The sequence below is a fragment of the Neolewinella lacunae genome (genome assembly GCF_014349155.1).
GTDB classification, from domain to species: domain Bacteria; phylum Bacteroidota; class Bacteroidia; order Chitinophagales; family Saprospiraceae; genus Neolewinella; species Neolewinella lacunae.
This window is the reverse complement of the sequence record NZ_JACSIT010000142.1, coordinates 59,969-80,765: the sequence shown is the minus strand read 5'-3', so window position 1 is coordinate 80,765 and position 20,797 is coordinate 59,969. Positions and strand designations below refer to the sequence as shown.

Genomic DNA, 20,797 nt, shown 5'->3' with positions numbered 1-20,797 from the left:
AATCTTTGCTGGATTATTATGCCGAAATCCTTGAGCAACGGGCTGACGAACTGCTCCAGATCAGTAAATACGTGGTAGTCGATGCGTACTTTTCCCGAAATCCATTCATCCAACGCGTTGTCAATGCAGGTTTTCATGTAGTCTCCCGCTTGCGTAAAAACGTCAGTCTGCGCTACTACTACAGCGGACCACAAAAGTCAAAAGGGCGGCCTAAGGAATATGCTGGCTTTGTCAACTTATTTAACCTTGATCCTGCCGTATTTAGTCGAGTGGAAGCGCTGAGTTCACCTCAAACCGTTGCTTGGACGGGCGTGGTTCAACTAAAAGTAGCAGGATTAAAAATCCGTATCGTGGTTATACACCAACTTGACGAAAAAAACAAAATCAAGTCTGTGAAGGTATACATGAGCACCGATGTTGATCAGCCAGCCGAACAAATTGTCCATGCTTACCGCTGTCGTTACCAACAAGAATTCATTTTCCGCGATGGCAAGCAGTTCAGCGGTTTAGAAGAGGGGCAAGGGCGTGATTGGCTTAAGATCGACTTCCACGTCAACTGCGCGCTAACGGTAGTTAATTTGGCTAAAGCTGCCCACCACTTAGCGGTTCCCGACCTTGAACGCGGAGCATTTTCCATGGCTGATATTACAACTGCCTATACCAATGAGCGCTTGGCTTTACGCATTTTCAGCAGGTGTGGGATTGACCCGAACCTGCCAAAAAGTCAAGAGGTACTGGCGGAGGTCAGGAACTACGCCGCTAGAGCAGCTTGAAATCGCAGCGGACCATTGAGTAAGTAAACCGAGACAAATCTTCCTCGTCATTGGACGTGTAGATAAACAAGCCATTTGGCGTTGGCGCGGCACCATAGTATTGAAAATCCCATAGGAGGCATTCTTGGGCCAAAATGCGAAAATTAGCGTCTAAAATTGTAAGATAAAGATAACCCAATTTGCCTTCGTTTCCAGTGATTTCAAAAGGGTATGGGCCATAATTAAACCGATAATAGTGTCCTAAATAAGGGTTAAACAACAGGCTCACCATTTGGGAGTTCTCTGATACATAGCTATTGAGAGATTTTGTGTCATAAACGTCTCCAACGAAAGTGTCCATACCTTTTTCGTAGGTGTCCCCAACGAGTTTGACCGTACTAATCTGCCCCGAGGCTTCCTGGTAGTGGTACAAACCCATGGCGCTGCCAAACGCAAATGTGATTCCGTCTCGATCCCTACAGGCAAGTAAACTGGTTACGGGATAATTCGCGGAGCGGAATTCTTCAGGGAATTCTATCCCCGTTTCTTGGATTGTTTTGGTTCTTGGGTCCAGTAATACCATTTTAGTGCCGGTGTAGAAAGCAGGCATATCACGCGAGGCGTCGATACGCCGGACGGCCACTGCCCAGCGCCCTCCGGCCATAGGCAATATGGGAGAAGTGTTCATGAGGCTATTGTATAGAAAGTGTTTCTTAAAGTCCAAACCTGTAAAGTCCGCGTTGCTGCCATTGATTTTCATTCGGTCCAGCACTTTACCTTCATTATTCACAAAGAGAAAGTCCTGAAAAGTTAGAATGGCGATAGAGTCGAGCGAAATGACGTGAAAACTGGAGATGTCCCCTACCGCCTCCGGTCCTTCCTGCGCAAGAGTAATAGAAGGCTGGTGCTCACCATTTTTCAAATTCAGTACATCGATTCTGCTAAACTTTTGACTATACGCAAACAGCAAGGCTTGGCCGTTTACCTCCAGGTATTGAGTATGTCGATATTTGGTATCAAAGCCAAGGTTTGGTACATCCAATATGTCAGATTTGTCAATCTGACAATTTTCGCTTGGCACGCCTGCTGAATCTGAAGAACCACAGGCAAAGAAAAGCACCACAGTTATTAAGAAACATACCTTTTTCATGGAGCTTGTATATTAAAATCCCAAAAGAGCCACTCACTTCTCCTCACCCTGATAAAGTAAGGGAGTGAATGGACTATGTATAATTTACCAGCACTCGTGACAGAAATTTGGATTGGCACATCCCAAGGTAGAGCGGTAGTAGCATAGCATACAGGCGTATCCTTCCCCTCCATTCGGAGGTTCACAATGCATAAATTCCCCATCATATCTTGGTTCTCCGCCACCTCCACCCCCACCAGTAGCCGCAACTGGTGTGCCAGCAAAGAATAAGGCCAAGGACAACATGGCAATGCACTTGAAAACAAAACGCTTCTTAACGAAAAAATTTAACCATCATTATCCCACTCCGGCCCCGGGCCACCAGCAAAAAGACTTGGTGGTGTCTGTCATCGCGAACTAAATTAGGAGGATGGAGCGGTACCACCAAATCGATGTCCCCAAATGTCCCGAAATGTCCGCTAATGTCTCGAAATGTCCGGTAATGTCCCGTAATTTATTTCAGATGGGAAGGCTTGGCGCATTAATCTTCCCCTTTATCATCGTTTCCGCCCTCGTTTATCGGCGCATCCAGCCCTCGGTAGGCTTCCTTATCGATGCCCTCTGGATAGCCTAAGGCTTCGTAAAGCTCCCGCTGTTGCAGCGGAGAAAGGTCTCCTTGCTGAAGCTTGAGGTCCAAGAGGGGCAAATTTCTTCGCCGAGGCCAGCAGTTCTCACTATGGGTCATCGGCAGACTTGCCAGGTAACCATTCTTGTTCAAAGCGAAGCAGAAAGCCTTGTGTTTACAAGATCTTTACCGTGCAATCTAATCTGACTCTAACTCTAACTTAACTATGATACGACCGGTAGTGAGAACTGCTGTGCCGAGGCTGAACTGGTAGCCAGTTTGTAGAGTGCCATACTAACAAGTGATGGTGCTACGAATGTTAATCTTGGGGAATTAGCTATCATCTTATAGAAACAAAAGTAAGAACCACGCTACAGTTCTCATTAATTTGATTAGCAGCCGCTAAAAATTGTGTTTCCTCTGAGGTGAATTGATGATTTGAAGGATGTTCATATTTCATGGCATCCGCTCGGTTTTTAAATTCCTCTGCGTCGTGATAAAAAATCAACTCTCCAGTATCAGTAAATCCTATTAAATATTTAAGAGGCAAGGATTGGTCAATGTTATTTGGTGTAAGGTCGTCAAAATGGATTGCTTTGTATTCTATTTTCCCGGTGATTTTATTTTTTATTATTAAATTTCTCCGCCATGGTCTGGTGAAAGAAATTATCAACATCTCTTCGTTCTCAAAAATTTGGTCAAAGAGTATGAATTTTTCTCTTTTTAAATTTAAGGTGTGGTATAGTATTTCTTCGGCGTTCATATGCTCCATAGCTTGCAGCTCTTCCTGCGAAAATTGGAGTGATTTAGGTATTTCAACTCTATATTTTTCTTTTACTCCGGTTTCGTCTACTTCCCATATGTTTCCATGCCATAGGTCTGCATAAAGCATCGAATTAAATGAAGCAGATGGGAAAAAGGTTTCGTACATCATTACGCGATCAAGAGCTGCCGGAGTTTGAGCAATACCCTTAAATCCAATCATCGGCATGAATACAGCTGGGTTTTCTGGCGAGTTCAGATAAAGAGAACTAGGCTCACCGTTCTCAATAACGGGTCGCGCAACGATTTTTCCTGACGGTAGAAAGTTTAAGTTTACTAGGCCGTTGGGCAGGTTTAAATCCAAGTGTCGCAAGTAATTTAGATCACGGTCATAAAATATTATCTGACTTTGTAAGCGATCAGTGAGAACTACTTCATTGTTGCGAACTACAAAATCATTTACGGCGTAAAATTTTTTATCTATTGCGTTAACCCCGTCTATACTTTTTCGCATTATTCCTTCAGACGAAAACTTGAATAAAGTGCGGTCAAGTTGCTCTTGAAGAACGTAAATGTCGTCTTCGTAAATTCTCACTTTGTCAATCTTGTGAAGATACTCCATGCCTTCTACGGAAAGGAGTGGAACGTAGCGATTAATGACAAAAGTTTCCTTGAAATTTAATTTTTCAAATTCGCCGAGGGCAATGACCTCTACACTGTCATCGGTCAATTGAGGTGTAAAGGTGTGTCTGCAGCCAAGAAAAACTGCCGAAAGAGAGAGAAAGATGGTGAAATTGGCGAGCGACAATAGGGAAATGGGATTGTTCATGAATTTTAAATTATTTGATTGTTTGAATTAAAAGCGTTTGTAGCCCTGTAATTACTGGTGGTTTACGAGGTTATAAACTTGATTTAAAAAAACGCCATTTACTATGCATACCATTTTTTGTGGCCAAAGCAATTACTTGTCAGAGGTTTAAAAATCATGCACGAAATACATTAAAAAGAGGGAGGACTCTTTTATTAAGAAGGCCTCTTTCTTCGTGTTTCAGTAGCTCAATCCTCATTGGAAATCACCGGAGCGAAACCGTTGCTGCCACGCCTCGCAAGAGCCGGGGCCGTAATTGCAACGGATTACCCATTCTCCACTACCCCCTGGGCAATAAGTCACCATTGGGTATTGTGCTTGAATAAAAGGGCCGCCTTGGGGTGATGCTGTTGTTTGAATTCCAAAAAAGGCAATGGAAAGTAACGCCAATCGTGCAAACATAGCTCTCATAACGAAAAAATTTAACCATCATTATCCCATTCCGGCGCCGGGCCACCAGCAAAAAGACCTGGTAGTGTCTGTCATCACGAACTAAATTAGGAGGATGGAGCGGTACCGCCAAATTGATGTCCCGAAATGTATCGAAATGTCCCGTAATTTATTGCGGGTGAAAGAATTGTTGTATTAATCTTCCTCTTTTTCATCGTTTCCGCCCTCTTTTGTCAGCGCTTCGAGCCCTCGGTAGGCTTCCTTATCGATGCCCTCCGGATAGCCTAAGGCTTCGTAAAGCTCCCGCTGTTGCAGCGGAGAAAGGTAGCCACGCGGAAGGCTGAGGCCAAGGGCCGTCAATTTTCTTTGCAAGGTTTTCTCAGAGAAGCCGAATTCGGCCGCGATATCTTGCTTGAATTTTAGTTTAGGCATCTCAGGTTCGGTTTAGTGTTTCAGGCATCAGTTCGTTTCCCCCACCCGCACCGGCGAATCATGATCTAAAGTAAGCCCGCCGTTGATGATGACGCGCTGGCCAGCGGTGACGCCTTCGCTGAGGGCGACGGATTCGTCGTTTTCGTAGGCAACGGTGACGTACTGCCACTTGGCCCGCTGGGTGGCTTCGTCGTAGGTGAAGACGAGGGTGCGGCCGGAACGGATCAAGACGGCCGTTTTGGGTACGACGATGGCCGGCGGCGCGGCGCTTTCCAGGCTGACGGCTACGTTCATGCCCGCGTAGAGGCCCGGGGTGTTGGGGTTCACCAGGCGGGCGCGGGCGCGGAGCAGACCTCCGTCGTCAATCCGGGGATTGAGGATATCGAGGACGGCTGCGAGGCGGAGTTCGGGGCGGGCGATGGGGCTGACGTAGACCTTCCCTTGCTCCTTGTCCCTACTCCCCCCTTTCGGGGGGCCGGGGGGGAGCACCTGCGTCAGCGCAATTTCCTGTTCCAATAACGAAAATTCGGCTTCGAGGGAGCGGGGGTCGATCAGGGTGCAGACCTCCTCGCCGGGACTGATTTGCTGCCCGGGCTGGATTTTTACGTCGGCCACCCGCCCGGCAAAGGGTGCCGTGAGGCGGGCCAAACTGAGCTGGAAAGTCGCCTCGGCCAGTGCCACCTCGGCGGCGGGCAAGCCCGATTGGATGAGGATGTTTTCCCGCGCCAGCGCACTGACGAGCGTGGAATCTTCGGGCGAAAGGCGCAGCAGGAGGTCGCGGCGGCGGAAGGCTGCCTCGTCGCGGGCCGCAGCGGCGCGGTCGCGGGCCAGCTCCAGGGGGCGCGGATCGATGGAGAGCAGGAGGTCTCCCGCCGCGTAGAGCGCACCCTCCTGCGGGGCCCGCAGCACCGGCCCGCCGAGTTGGCTTTTTATGACGACCTCGTTCCGCGCCCGCAACTTCCCCGTGGCCTGACGGCGCAGGGGCAGGCGGCCCACGCGCGCCTCCACGGTTTGCACCAATGGGACTTCCGCCGGACTGGCCGCCGCCGCCGCCGTTGGGTCACTTTCGGGGTCCTCAGCCGGCGGTCCGCAGGCGGCAAAAAACAGGCAAAGGGGCAAAAGCCAGCGCGTAAGGTGCAGTGGAGTGAACATGCTCTAGGGTAATAGAAATGGAAAAGCGGGTGCACGATGGGTAAAAATAAGGCTTATCGGCCTAATTCAGCGCTTCGCTTTTTAACCATTCCTATTTATACGAGCTCTAAGGACACGGACCAACCTACAGGTAGGGGCTAGAGGGGATTTTTTTTCAAAAAAATACGCAGGTGAAGAAAAGGGAAAATCCAGGTAAAGGATGGCCGCTTCGTCGCGGGACCGCGATTGGATATCCGTCAGGCCATTGACCTGCAACAGGGTATTGCGCAAGGGGGCAACGACTGCATCTTCCACCGTACGCGCCGCCGCGTTGGGGTAGCTCACTTGTACACTGACGCGGGGAATGCCCACCTCCGGCAACAGCGAAATGGGCAAGCGCGCCGCCGCCAAAAGGCCCAGCACGATAACCGTCAGGGTAGTGAGCAAAACGGCAACGGGGCGGTGCAGGAGTTGGTAGGGAATGTCCGATGTGTTGAGGGTAAGCTACGCCGGTGGAGCAGATGCCCAAAAATAGTTAATTCTTTTGGGGAGGTGGGTGATTTTTGGGGATCGGGGAATCAAAATTTTGGCCCTGCATTAAAGCCATATCCAACTGAACGAAATCTTCACGTTTCCTCAATGAAAAGAGTAGGGGAGAGCCCGGTCAAGAATCCAGATATCTTTTGTAGGGGCGTACGGCCGCGGGAGCCCCGAAGAAGCTAATGCACACGACGATTGTGAAGGCTTGAAAAGGCTTGCCCAATTCAAAACGCAGGAAGCTGGGTGGTGTAAATTTCGGTGTCCTCGTCAGTTGAAACAAAGTAAATCTCCCTCCCGTCCCCACTGCCAGTGTTTGTACGGCCAGGGGCAGGTGAGGGTGGTAAAGAAAGTGCTTTTGTGGTGTTTTATCTTCAGGAGGCTTGTTTTTAGGGGCGTCTGGCGAAAGTATATCCAGCCCTCGATCATACTTCTATCAAGTAGAGCACTTTTGACTCTTCGCCCCTCATTTTTAAGAAATCGTCTCGCCACGCCTTAGAAACGGAAGCAGCATTTTTATCTAACTGGTTGCAATGGTCAACTTGGTCTTGCGTTAATGTCGTAAGGAAATAGCCATCGTGATAGAGCAGTGGTGCCTGGATTATGTGCTCTTTAAACTTCAGGAACTGATGATTTACTAGAATCTTTTCAGTGTTTCGATCAAAAACGTTAAAGAAAAAGGTAGGCGGTATGATGTAGGTTTGTAATACCTTGTTTGAGTCAACTGCAAAACATTGTAGCAAGGGTATGTCACGGTCGTAAACATATCTAAGTTTTTGGATGACACCTTCCATCTTCATTACATCATCAGTTGTCTCCATTCCTTTTAACCTTAGAGTAAAGTCCGGATAAACATTAGGCAGGTCTACAGAATAGAAAGTGTCGCGAAAAGTAGGGTGGTAGGTTAGCATTCCATTCAACTTACTAAATTCTTCGAATCCACCTACCATGACACTTGACGGAGCATAAAAGGTTTCTTCTATGTAGCCGGATTTGAGCTCATTGTCTTGCTCCCAGATCAATTGTTTTGGAGTGTCAAAGTAATCGAAATTTTTCAAGCCCTGGGCGGAATAAACAATATCGCTATTCGAATAAAAATACATTTGCCGAGAAGTAAATTTGGCATTCCTTTCTACTTTTATAAAATTACCTGATAAGTCATAATAGAACCGGTGCGTAAAGTCATAAACGACTAACTGCTGATTAAAAGGATCGAAAGCACATTCATGAATTGAAGTATAATACCTGTAGTCCCCCTTTTTGTCCGCCTGGATCCCCCATTTTGCCTTTCCATGTTGATCGATCCTCAGGATCCATCCAGTGTTTTTATCCCCAATGATCATATCCATCGAGTCGAGTACAAAGAAGAAGGAAACCGAGCCAATTTTTAAATTTACTTCATCTGACAGCTTTACCGTAGTGACATTTTTGACCAAAGAAGTTATATTGGCGACTTTATCTTTGGAGCCAAGAGGTATTTCGTAATTGCTAAAGGACTGGTGCGGAGCGTCGTCCACAAATGGTTGGTTGCCCGAGCATGTCAGTAGCGATAGAGCTAGAAAAATAATCGTTAATGCTTTTAAGTGCATTCTTGGGTTTTTTAGAGACTGTTCTTTGTGTTAAGTAGGAGACGCTAAAGGGGCAACTACTAGAATAAAGAACGGTAAGTGAGCGGATAGCCTTTCTGGTTTCTAGCAGTTGCCTGTTCAGGTTTAGCACCCAATTACCGGACCAGCTGGTCCTAGTTGACTGGAACTTCCACCCCCACCGCCACCAGTAGCCGCAACTGGTGTGCCAGCAAAGAATAAAGCCAGAGACAACATGGCAATGCACTTGAAAACAAAACGCTTATTAACGAAAAAATTTAACCATCATTATCCCACTCCGGCACCGGGCCACCAGCAAAAAGACCTGGTGGTGTCTGTCATCGGGAACTAAATTAGGAGGATGAAGCGGTACCACCAAATCGATGTCCCCAAATGTCTCGTAATGTCCCCAAATGTCCCGTAATTTATTTCAGATGGGAAGGCTTGGCGCATTAATCTTCTTCTTTTTCATTATTTTCTTCTTGGACTTTCGCCACTTCCAGTGCTCGGTACGCCTCCCTATCGATGCCCTCCGGATAGCCTAAGGCTTCGTAAAGCTCCCGCTGTTGCAGCGGAGAAAGGTAGCCCGCAGGGGGAGCCTCGCTTTCGTTTTTGAACCACTAAGTACACGAAGAGGAGCTAAGACTTTTCAACGCTTCGCTTTCGTTTTTGAACCACTAATACACAAGAGGCACTAAGGTGAATGGTAGAGCCGCTGTGCGGCGACTGCTTCCCTTCCACAAAGAATTACCTTTAGTGGGACTGCGTTCGCCGCGAGATAAAATACCTTGGCCTGCACTTCGCCGCATAGCGACTCAACCAAGTGCGGCTCCTAAACTTAGTGAACTTAGTGGTTCAAAAAAAGCTGCGCAGCAGCCCCCCAAAAACCAAGTCTTCTTAGTGGACTTAGTGTTCTTAGTGGTTCAAAAAAAGCTGCGCAGCAGCCCCCCTAAAACGAAGTCTTCTTAGTGTTTCTTAGTGGACTTAGTGTTCTTAGTGGTTCAAAAACAAGCTGCGCAGCAGCCCATAAAACTTAGTGGTTCAAAAAAAGCTGCGCAGCAGCCCCGCTCACTTCACCTCCAACGCATCCACCCAGCCCAAATCCCCCGGCCGGTGGTGCCCCATGTCATCGGCCACCACGCCACCTTCGCCCTTCCAAACCAGGTAAAGATCCCCCGGAGCCAAAGCATCCACGCTCGGCCCGAGGCGGAGGGCTACCGCGTCGCGCTGGTCCCAGCCCTGAGTCGGCGCGGGTGTGGCGCTGGCCAGCACTTGTCCCTCGGGGCTGCCGTAGCGCAATTCCAGTACGCCCGGCGCATTGGCGTGCAGGTGGGCCGTCACCTGGCGGATGCCCAGCAGGTGGATGTCGGCCAGCCGCAGCCAGCCCCCCGGACGGAAGGTGACGATGCGAAAAGCCCCCGGCTGCCCACTGCCTGGAACCCCGGCGCGGTAAAGCCCATCGTGGGCCCGCTCCGCCTCCAGCCAGGGCGCACGCAGCACCACCGTCTTTTGTCCCACCAGTGGTGGCGTATTCTTGCCACCCCCGTCGCGGTAGCTCGCTGCCAGCACGTAGCTGCCCGCGCCCGCACCCGGGCTCACCTGCCCCGCCACTGGCAAGCCACCGTTGTTGAGCGCCAGGATGTAACCCACCATCGTCTCCGCCTCCGCCGGGCTCAGGGTGGGGTGGGCCGACATCAGCCGCTCGCCCCACACCCCGTTGCCGCCTTTGATGACCTTGCCCGCCAGGCGCGCAATCGTCTCCGGCGCATCGTCGTAGCGCTCGGCAATCCTCAGGTAGGGCGGCCCCACGTTTTCTTCCCGCTCTTTGTGGCAGGTGGAGCAGTCGGAGGCCGCCATCAGCGCCGCTCCGCGGGCGTAGGCCAGGTTGCCACTCGGCAACTGCTGTTCGCCGCGGCGCAGGCCCGTCGCCAGCGCCTCGTCTTCAATCCAGGTAGCGTTCACCAATACCCGGTCTTGCGATAGCTTGCCCGCTGCGCGGTCTTCGGGGTCTTCCACTTTGGCGGCGTAGCGCAGCCGCGAACGCCCCGGCAGTAGGAAAGAACGGTTGCCCTCCAGCTCCAGGGCCAGCGCCGGCCGTGCGTTGCCCGCCGCCAGATTGACCGTCGCCTCCGCCGTGCCGCCCTCCGCATCCCGCACTTCCAGGCGGACGAGGTAGCTGCCCGGCTGCGTCAAGACGGGCTGGAAATTTATGCCTTCGCCCTGAAAAGCTCCGTCGATGAACCAGCGGTAACTCAGGCTGTCACCCGGATCCGGGTCACTGCTCCCTTCCGCACTGAGCGTCGGTTGAAAGGGCAAGCCCCCGGCCGTTTCGTCGGTCGTCAGCTGGGCCAGGGGCGGACGGTTGCGGGCCGAGTAGCTGATGCGGACGAGCCGCGCGTCGGGGTTGTTCAAAAAGTAGTCGTTGCCGTACTCCAGCAGGTAGATCGAGCCGTCGGGGGCAATTTTAAAATCAATGGGCTTGCTGATCGGGAACTCCGGCAGGAAGTCCTCAATCTGTACAATGTTTTGCCGCGCACTGTCCAGCGTTACCACCTTAATCCAGCTGCGGGCCCACTCGTAAATGAACCACTTGCCATGGTAGTACTCTGGCAGAGCGCTGTTCGTGATGGGCACCAGGCGCGCCGGATCGTAAAAAGGGCCGGCCATGGCCGAGCGGCTGCCCTGGCCCAGAACGGGAAATTCCTTGCTCGGGCCGTAGGGGTACCAAATAAAGGCGGGCTGGGCCGGCGGCAACTCCCGCGCGCCCGTGTTGTTCGGCGAGGCGTTGATGGGCCGCGCAGGGTCGTAAAGCGCCCCAACCTGGTCGGTGGCAAAGTCGCGGCTGGGGTAAGCAAAGTTGTTGCCCACAAAATAGGGCCAGCCAAAATTGCCCGCCGCCCGGGCCTGGTTCCACTCGTCGTAGCTCTGCGGGCCGTAGCGGCCGTCCTGGCCCACGTCCGGCCCCACGTCCCCCCAGTAGAGGTAGTTCGTCCACGGGTCAATCGCAATGCGGAAAGGGTTGCGGCAGCCCATCGCGTAAATCTCCGGCCTACCGCCTTTGCCGTCCGCAAAGAGGTTGCCCTCCGGAATGGTATAGCCCCCCTCGGGCGTGGGGCGGATGCGGAGGATCTTCCCCCGCAGATCATTGGTGTTGCCACTGGATTTTTGGGCGTCGTACGGGCCACGCCCCGGGCGCTCGTCGAGCGGACTGTAACCATCGCTTTCCTTACTGCTCGTATTGTCGCCCGTGCTCAGGTACAGGAGGCCGTCCGGACCAAATTCCACACTTCCGCCGGAGTGGCAACAGGTTTCGCGCTGCACGGCCACCCGCAGCACCACTTGCTCACTGGCCGTATCCAGCACGCCGTCCCGGAAACGGAAACGCGAAAGCAACTGGTCGGTCGAGTCGCAGGGCGCCGGACTGTAGTACAGGTAAATGTAGTCATTGTCCTGCCCGTAGCCGGGGTCGAGCGCCAGCCCGTGGAGGCCGTCTTCGTAGTTGCCCTCAATGCACACCGCAAAGTCGTGGACCACCTTCGTTTGGCCCCGGTCGAAAAATTTCATCTTGCCGCGCCGCTCCAGAAAGAGCACGCCGCCCGTAGGCAATACCTCCATTTCCATGGGCTCGTAGATGTCGTTGTCCAGCACCTCAATCTGGAAACGGTCGTCCTTTGGTGCCGCCGGGGGCAGTCGCAGCGCCGCCGCACTTCCGGTGGGCGCGGCCGCAGGTGCCAGGGAAGTTGAAGGAGCGAAGAACGTCCCCACCGGCGCGCTCTGGTCCTTCACGTGCAATACCGCTCCCCGGCCCACGGCCAGATCCTGGCGGCTGCTGTCGATCATCCGCGCGTACCAATCCCAGGCGTACCGCACCGCCGGCCGCTCGTCCACAATCAGCAAGCGGCCGCCCGCCAGGACGAAGCGCTCAACCGCCGTCCGCCGGTGCGCCGTCATGCTGTCCGCCAACGGCCGCTGCAAGACGAGGTTGCGGTACTGGAAAAGGCTGTCTTCGTCCAGCATCCGGTACGCCGCCAGCCGCGTATCCTGCTGCAGGCCCTGCCTGATCCGTTCCAGTAAGCTACGCTCCGGGCTACCCACCACCAGCACCGGACCATCCGCCGGCAACGAGACGACCTCAAAACCACCCGCCGGGGAAGAATCGCATCCCGGCAGCAGAAAAAGACCCGCCAACAGTAACGAAACCAGGGAAAAACGAATGAAGGAAGGAAACGGCATAATCGGGGTGCTAAGGGATAATTCCGCCAAGATAAACCGAACAAGTCAATAGGTAACTTGCTTGAGTATCCGGTACCGACGAATGCGGGAAAGGATTAATGTGAGGAGAATTAACCTTTTCCATTTCCGCTTTTGCTTATCTTTATGCTTTAGAGTGGTTCCGACGCTCCGCTGTTCGGAAGGTGACTATTGGAAAGTTCTGTAGTCCCATCTTCTGAGCCGCAAGACCCCGGCCCTCGTTTTTTGAAGATTTGCGTTAGTAGAGAGCGTAAAGTGAAGTTAAACCAACCTCCTTCGGCGGGGCTCAACCACCGAAGCGGCTTCCCTACGTGCCCTCCAGCGATCGCAGCGTTTTTTGTTTTTGACTTACCGGGTGGTTCTGGATCCTTTCCCTGGCCCCCAGCTATGAAGGACGACACAATTTTTCCCATAATCCCGAGCTATGCACTACACGTTTACACTACTTGCGCTTTTTACGCTTGCTTTTCTCCCTGCTCATCCCCTTACGGCCCAGGAAACGTTGGTCTGGCCGGGTGATGCCAACCACAACGGCGTGGTGAACGGCGTAGACTTTCTCTACCTCGGCCACGCCTTCAACACCAAAGGGGAAGAACGCCCGCACGCGTCTACCGCCTGGTACGGCCAGGCGATGGGAACTCCCTGGGAGAACAGTTTCCCCGGCGGCGTCAATTTCGCGCACGCCGATGCCGATGGCGATGCCCGCGTAGCTGCGCGGGATTTCAACATTCTGCTCCGCAACCAGTACCGTACCCGCAACGGCGCGATCGGCGATGATCCCTACGTCCGGCCCGATACGACAGAAAACTACGAAGCCCTTCTGCGCCTGCTGCCCGCCGGCGTCCAACTCACTGCGGAAGGCAGTTTTTTGCTTTTGGACGTGTCCCTCACCGGCCGCAACGCTGCTTTCCCCTCCTTCCACGGCATCAGTTTTCGGGCCACCCTGCCCGGTGGCAGTTTCGCCAGCACCCGGCTGTCCGAAAAAATTCTGACCGAAAGGCTCCAGACCGGAACCAACAGCCTGCTCCATTGGATGACGGTGGACAGTGCCCGCAACGAACTCAACTTCTCCGCCACCCACCTCGGTGGCGAGAACCGCTCCGCCAACGGTTCCATCGCCCGCCTGGCCTTACCCCTGGCCACTGGCGTGAGCGCTGAAGACCTCCTCAACGGCAGCGTTGTGATCGATAGCATTGTCCTGTTCAATGCCAACATGGGAACCCACCGCGTTGCCACCAGCAGCATGCCCCTCGTCAGCGACGCCGGCTGCTCCTTTACCGTCAGCCCCGTCTGCGGCGCAAACGGCATCACCTACCTCAACAGTTGCTTTGCCGATGCGGCGGGCGTTACCTTCTATACCCCAGGTGCCTGCTGGAACCCCGGACTGGACGTCGCCGCCATGAATCCCAGCGCCACCTGCCCCACGGCTTACGCCCCCGTCTGTGGTTTCAACGGCGTAACCTACCCCAACGCCTGCACCGCCGAAGCAGCCGGCGTCGTCAACTACACCACCGGCCTTTGTTCGCCTGGAGATCTGAGCTGCTACGACCCCAGCCTTGTCGTCATCAGCAACGGTACCTCCGCCAACCTGGCCACCGGCGTCATCACCCTCAATTGCCCCAGCGGGAATACCCCCGTTTGCGGTTGCGACGGTGAACAGTACGCCAGTGCCTGCGCAGCCGAAGCAGCGGGCGTCCGCAGCTACACCACCGGCGCGTGCAGCGCCGCCTGCGTAGACCCCACCGAAATCACTTCTCCGGATAACTGCGGCTCAGCCATCAACTTCGTCTGCGGCTGCAACGGCGAAACTTACATCAACCCCTGCTTCGCCGCCGCCGCTGGCGTACAGTCCACCACCCCCGGCCCCTGCAACGGCGTTTCCGGCTGGTGCGCCGAAGCCACCGTAATTTCCTGCGGCGATTACCTGCCCAACGAAACTACCGTCGGCGCGGGCAACCAACTCACCAGTTACCCCGGTGCAACCGGCGTCCTCATGCAGGGCCCCGACCGCGTCTACACCTTCCAGAAAACTTCTGCCGGCGATATTCAGATTGGCCTCGAAATCATGACGCCCGGCCTTAATATGGACATCTTCCTGCTGCGCGGCGACTGCAACAACTACCAGGTCGTCGGCTACAGTACCACCTCGAATACCCAGACCAACAACGAAGGCATCGTCCTGGAAGACGCCCCCAACGGAACTTACTACATCGTCGTAGACGCCCCTTTCGCCGGGCCCGGAGGAAACTACCGCCTGGAACTCAGCTGCGGATATCTGGATTGCAGCGATCGCGTCCCCCTCACCTGCGGCGTTACCTACAACGGCACCAACGCCGGTGGCAATGACGACGTGAGCGCCTACAGCTGTGGCCCCACCCTGAACGTTGAAAACAACGGTCCGGAAATTGTCCACACCTTCACCGTCACCGAGCCCGGCCTGGTTACCATCGACCTGACGGGACTAAGCGCCGACCTCGAACTCTTTTTGCTTTCGGAATGTGACCGGGGCAGTTGCCTTCAGTTCAGCCAGAACCCCGGTTTGAGCCCCGAACAGATTGTCCGCTACCTGCCGGCGGGTACCTATGTTGTGGTCGTAGACGGCTACAACGGCGCAGTCTCCAATTACTCCCTCCGCGTAGATTGTACGGCCAGCTGCGACCTCAGCTACCAGGTCCTGAGCCAAACGAACACGGGTTGTGGACAGGCCAGTGGCAGCATTACCGTTCAGGTTACCGGTGGCAGCCCTACCTACACCGCTCATTACGTTGGCCCCGTTTGCCGGACGGCCATCAGCTATACGGGAACTTTTACCTTTAGTGACCTGCCTCCGGGAACGTACACGACGGTCATCGAAGACAGCAACGGCTGTGAAATCACCTTCAACTTCACCATTACTTCGGGCAACGGAGGCCTCACCGGAACCCTGACCCCCACCGATGCCGGCTGTGGCCAGGAGGGCAGCATCGGCGTTTCCCTCAACGGCGGCGTAGCTCCCTACGTCGTTTACGTCAGCGGTGCCAGCAATGCCGTACTCACCACTGCCAACCGCAACTTTACCATCCGGCCCCTTAATCCCGGCGTCTACCAAATCACCATTGTTGATTTGCTGGGTTGTAGTCTGAACCGGACGGTTACCGTCGGGCAGTCTTCCGGCGGCCTTGACGTCGACGTCTGGGGCGAACCCGCTGGCTGCGACGACAACCTGGGCGAAATCGTAGTGCGGGCCAGCAGCGGTACCCTGCCCTTCCACGTAACGGTCCGCGGCCCCGTCAACGGCGGCGCTACCGTCAATGGCTACAACTTCCGCGTGCGCAGCCTGCCCGCTGGCCAGTACACCTTCACGCTGACCGATGCTTTTGGCTGTGTGTTCGAGCAGATCGTCACCATCGCCTCCGGAAACCTCCAGGCCCAGGTCTCCGCAACCGCCGCCAACTGTGCTTCCCCCGGTGCCGCCCGCGTCACGATCAGCGCCGGTACCCCGCCCTACACCATTAATTATACCGGTCCGGTGGCAGGCACGGTAAACACCAGCCAGGCCATCACCGTCATCAACGGCCTGAGCAGCGGCAGCTACAATTTCTCGATCTGGGACGGTGCCGGCTGCGATCAGGTCATCACCGTTTTCGTGGGCGACAACGGCGGCAGCCTCAACCTGCTCGTTGAACAACTGACGGCGGCCTGCGACGGAAACAACTCCAGCCTCCGCCTTTCCGTCAGTGGCGGTATCCCCAATTACACCGTAACGTACACCGGAGCGGCCACTGGCTCCCTCACCATTGGCGGTAACGGTACGGCCAACCTCAGCCTCCCCGCTGGCACCTACACCTTCCGGGCTACCGATTTCAGCGGCTGTACGGCCACCTATAACCTGACCGTCAGTGGCGGGCTGTCCAATGCCGGGCAGCAATCTTTTTCCTTTGGGCTGGGCTGTGGGCAACAAGACAACATCCGCACCATCTTCAACGGCGGCGAAGGACCCTACGGCATTACCGTTACCTCCCCGTGCAGCGAACGGGATACGGCATTTACCCTTAATGGCAACACCTTCGAGCTGTACGACCTGCCCAACTGCACCTACACCATTACGGCCACCGACGCCGGAGGCTGCCTAAGCGTACGAACGGTGACGATTGACGTCGATCCCAACGCCGGTATCCTCATCCTTACTCCGCTCGACGGTGCCTGCGGCGGCCTGGGGGCCATTGACCTGGTAGTTTCCGCCGGGGAATTTCCCTACTTCATCACCTGGACGGGCCCGGTCTCCGGCAGCATCAACCTGGCTTCCCAAATGCACCGCGTCCGCAACCTGCCGGCCGGAACCTACACTTTCCAACTGACCAACGCCGACGGCTGTGAAGATACCCAGTCCGTAACGCTGCTCAACGACGGTAGCCTGGAGGTGATCTCCAGCGTCGTAACCGACGACTGTGGGGTACCCTACCAAATCTGGAACGACATCGAAGGCGGCCAGGCCCCCTACACCGTGGAGGTCATTCGCCTCTGCGACAGCACCCAGGCCACCATCACGATCGATACGGCTGGCTTCGAAATTGAAGACATCATCCCCTGCGATTACAAAATCAAGGTGACCGATGCCAATGGCTGTATGACCATGCAGGTCGTCACCATCTTCCCCTACCAACTTTTCAATGCGCTGGTGACCGACGGCATCTGCGGCCAGCCCGGGCAGATCGTCATCCAGGTGATGAACGAGGCGGCCCAAGGTCCCTACACCGTCAGCTACACCGGCCCCCAGATTGGCACCTTCACCACGCCTTCCGGTACGGCTACCATCGCCGACCTGCCCGCCGGAACTTACACCGTCACGGTCACCGACCGCAATGGCTGCACCGAAACCGAAGTGGTGGTGGTAGAAGACATCCCCAGCGACCTGGAACTCCAGACCGCCCTCATCAACGACGATTGCGGCCAGTACAATCAACTCTGGAACGACATCTCCGGCGGCGAGGGCCCCTACACCATCACCGTCATCCGCCTCTGCGATGGCGTGACCGATACCACCTTCACCCAGAATGGCCTGGAATTTGAGTTGATGGACCTGGAAGAGTGCACCTACAAGATCATCGTCGTGGATGCCAACGACTGTATGGTAATGACCACCACCGAGGTGGAAGGCGGAGAACCCGAACTGTTTACCGTCACCCCCATCAGCGGTCCCTGCGGCCAACCCGGCCGGATTGACCTCAGCTTCACCCGGGGCACCCCGCCTTTCCAGGTGACGTATACCGGACCCCAGTCGGGCAACAACACCGTAAATGGCAACGCCCTTTCCATCAACAATGCCCCCGCCGGAACCTATACCTTCACGGTCACCGACGCCAACGGCTGCACGGAAATGGAGAGCGTCACCCTCGTCGCCACCACCAACGACCTGGTGTTGGAAGCCGCCCTCATCTATAACGAGTGCGGGCAGTACAACCAAATCTGGGTAGACATCTTCAACGGCACCGGGCCTTTCTCCGTAGAAGTCATCCGGCTCTGCGACGGGACTACGATGACCGAATTTGTGACGGGCGACGTTGGCTTTGAACTGTTCGACCTGCCCCCCTGCGACTACAAAATCATCGTCACCGACGCCGCTGGCTGTATGGTTATGGACGTCATAACGGTGTTTCCTGCGCCAATCGACCTGTTCGATCTGGAATCCAGCTCCGGGGATTGTAACGAACCCGGCTCCTTCAACGTCCACATCACCCGCGGCCGCGCCCCCTTCCAGATCACCTGGTCCGGGCCCACCAACGGCAGCATCACAACCTCCGATACCCTCTTTACCCAAGGCGGGCTGCTGAGTGGTAATTACACTGTTTTTGTGACGGACAGCCTGGGCTGCATCGAGACCGGGCAGTTTACGATCAATAACACCACCAGCGACCTGGACCTGGAAACCGCGCTGATTTTCAACGAGTGCAACCAGCTCAACCAGCTCTGGAACGACATCAACGGTGGCGTACCGCCCTTCACCGTGGAAGTCACCCGCCTGTGCACCAACACCACGGATACGGTGTTTACCACCACTGAGCGTGAGTTTGAACTGAACAACCGGACACCCTGCGAATACAAAATCAAAGTAACCGATGCCCTCGGGTGCATGGATATGGAGACGGTGCGGATTACCTCCTCCTCGGCCAATCTCTACAATGTGCGGGTGGACAACAGCTGCGACAGCAGCGGCTTCCACCTGGATTTCATTGCCGGCACGGGCCCCTTCCGCGTGGTGATTTCCGGTCCGCTCACCGCCCAGTTCCTCGACGTGACTGAGTCCCTTTACATCGCCGCGCCGCCGGGTGACTACATGCTGCGCGCCTTCAGCGCCGAGGGGTGTACGGAGACGACCTTCAGCGCCGTGACGGGGGGGGGTAGTGGGGCCATTCCCACGGTTGCTTTTACCTCCCAGGGCAATAGCCTGGTGCGGAGCTTCACCAATGCTTCTTCGCCGGGGACTTACGCCTGGACCTTCGGCGACGGCGGTACTTCCACCCTGCGCGACCCTGAGCACACCTACGCCGGGGCGGGCACTTACAACGTTTGCCTGACGGTGACCAACGCTTGCGGGCCCAATACGGCCTGCCAGACGGTACAGGTGGCCAACGCCAGCAACGTCCAGGTAGTCATTGGCGGAGCCAGCAGTTTTGCGGGCAATTCCGTCCGCATCCCCGTCTCCCTGCAAGGGGTGAGCAACCTGGCGACGATTGCGGGCACTTTTGCCTTAGACCAGCCGGGCCTGGCCACCATCACTCACGTCTCCGCCGGAGCCATCTTGCCGCAGTTCAACCCCCAGAACCGGACATTCTCCTTCGTGTCCAACGGCACGGCCGGGGTAAGCCTGAATGGCAACATTGAAGTGCTCTTCTTCATCCACCTCAACCTCGGCAATACGGTAGGCTCTACCGATATCCAGCTCGTCAACAGTCCCGTAAGCCTGGAGATCAGTTCAGTCCAGAACGGCGTGCCGACGCTCCTGCCCGCCAACTACCTGCCTGGCTTCGTGACCGTAGCCGAAAACCTGCTCGGCCACATCAGCACCCAGGCCTACGACATGGACGATGAGGCGATTGACAACGTCGATTACGAACTCTCCGAAGAGGGTGGCAACTACACGCTGACCCTCCCCCAAGACGCCAACGGGCTGGCCTCTACCCTGGCCGGTCTGAACCTGGGCCAGATGTACTACCTGCAACCCGTGCGGGCGGGTGACCCCCGCAACGGGCTCTCCAGCTTTGAGGTTTTCCTGGCCCAGCGCTACCTCCTGGGGCATCCGGTGCCGCAGATCACCTCGCCCTTGCAGGTGGTTGCCGCCGACATGAATTGCAGCCAGTCGTTCACCAACCTGGACCTCTACCTGATGCAGCGCATCCTCATCGGGGACCTCGATGAAATCCCCGGCTGCGGCCCCTGGACTTTCGTCCCCGACCACCACACATTCCCCGCCGACTGGAACCGCGACAACGTCTTCCCCGCCCCGCGCCGTGCGGAGATTATGCTTTCCAGCGACACCCTGGTGATGTTTACCGGCATGAAGACCGGTGATTTGCTCAGCGATGCCGACCTGGCACGCAGCGTCGGGGACTTGCCGCTCGAACTGAGCTGGCCCGCCGCGCCCACCGCTGGCGAGACCTATCTGCTGCGTCTGCGTCTGCCCGAAAATACCGCCCTGGTGTCTTTCCAAGGGCTGCTGCGGGCGGCAGCGGGCATTGAAATCGTCTCCGTTGCAAGCGCAGATTTGCCTGATTTGCAGGTAGGTACGCGTCTTCTGGAGCGGGGCGAGGCCCGTTTGAGCTGGTACAGCAACACCGGCGCATCCTGGGCGCTGAACGCAGGTGCCGGGATCGTTGAAGTAGCCGTGCGTGTCGGGACGGACTACACCCCCGGCGAGTTGCCGCTGTCCTTCACTACCACCCCTGGTTTTGGCAGTGCGGCCTACGATGCGGACTGGCGTCGCCTCACCCCATCCATTCAGCTGGCGACGGAAACGCTGCCCCGCTTCCTGCTTCTTCCGGCCGCCCCCAACCCGGCGGTGGAGTACGCCGATATCCGCTTCGTCCTGCCTGCTACGGAAAGGGTATCGCTGACGGTCTTCGATGCCTTGGGCCGCCCCGTCATCCAGCGCCAGCAAGTGCTCCCGGCGGGCAACCAGTCCTTCCGCCTTGATCTCCGTACCTTACCCGCAGGCGTGTACCATTACCGGGTAGGAGCTGGTGCCGAGAGCGGTGCTGGCCGCCTGGTGAAAGAGTAAATCCCTGAGCCGGGAGGGGATAGCCACGGTGCTGCCCCTCCCGGCGAAAGGGTGGCCGGGAATAAGGTGAGAAAATGAAA

At 55.6% G+C, this 20,797-nt stretch carries 10 protein-coding genes; 2 read left to right on the top strand and 8 right to left on the bottom strand.

Annotated features, from left to right (window positions below):
* The coding region (locus tag H9S92_RS17560; RefSeq protein WP_187464848.1) for a transposase at positions 1–773 on the top strand (773 nt) is incomplete at its 5' end.
* Here H9S92_RS17560 and H9S92_RS17555 read toward each other — a convergent pair.
* The 8 genes from H9S92_RS17555 to H9S92_RS17520 form a co-directional block, all read right to left on the bottom strand.
* Positions 760–1,902 (bottom strand): DUF4221 family protein, encoded by a 1,143-nt coding sequence (locus H9S92_RS17555; protein ID WP_187468006.1) that lies wholly within the window; start codon positions 1,900–1,902, stop codon positions 760–762. The genes H9S92_RS17560 and H9S92_RS17555 overlap by 14 nt on opposite strands.
* Positions 1,903–2,422: 520 nt before the next feature.
* Positions 2,423–2,578: a hypothetical protein gene (locus H9S92_RS17550; RefSeq protein ID WP_187468005.1), complete on the bottom strand. Its 156-nt coding sequence runs from the start codon at positions 2,576–2,578 to the stop codon at positions 2,423–2,425.
* Between the two features lie 268 nt (positions 2,579–2,846).
* Positions 2,847–4,097 carry a hypothetical protein gene (locus H9S92_RS17545; protein ID WP_187468004.1) on the bottom strand — a complete coding sequence of 417 codons (1,251 nt, stop codon included), beginning with the start codon at positions 4,095–4,097 and terminating at the stop codon, positions 2,847–2,849.
* Between the two features lie 624 nt (positions 4,098–4,721).
* Complete coding sequence (locus H9S92_RS17540; RefSeq protein ID WP_187468003.1) at positions 4,722–4,958, bottom strand: hypothetical protein; 237 nt, start codon at positions 4,956–4,958, stop codon at positions 4,722–4,724.
* Between the two features lie 27 nt (positions 4,959–4,985).
* Positions 4,986–6,110, bottom strand: a complete 1,125-nt coding sequence (locus H9S92_RS17535) for an efflux RND transporter periplasmic adaptor subunit (protein WP_187468002.1) — start codon at positions 6,108–6,110, stop codon at positions 4,986–4,988.
* A gap of 81 nt (positions 6,111–6,191) precedes the next feature.
* A complete protein-coding gene (locus H9S92_RS17530) occupies positions 6,192–6,557 on the bottom strand; it encodes an efflux RND transporter permease subunit (RefSeq protein WP_264757989.1) in 366 nt (121 codons plus the stop codon).
* Between the two features lie 494 nt (positions 6,558–7,051).
* Complete coding sequence (locus H9S92_RS17525) at positions 7,052–8,215, bottom strand: hypothetical protein (RefSeq protein ID WP_187468000.1); 1,164 nt, start codon at positions 8,213–8,215, stop codon at positions 7,052–7,054.
* A 1,065-nt stretch (positions 8,216–9,280) separates the two neighbouring features.
* Complete coding sequence (locus tag H9S92_RS17520; RefSeq protein ID WP_187467999.1) at positions 9,281–12,445, bottom strand: PQQ-dependent sugar dehydrogenase; 3,165 nt, start codon at positions 12,443–12,445, stop codon at positions 9,281–9,283.
* Between the two features lie 442 nt (positions 12,446–12,887).
* On the opposite strand from H9S92_RS17520, the gene H9S92_RS17515 reads away from it, so the two are divergent.
* On the top strand, positions 12,888–20,717 hold the full coding sequence (locus tag H9S92_RS17515; RefSeq protein WP_187467998.1) for a Kazal-type serine protease inhibitor domain-containing protein: 7,830 nt from the start codon (positions 12,888–12,890) through the stop codon (positions 20,715–20,717).
* Positions 20,718–20,797 lie beyond the last annotated feature (80 nt).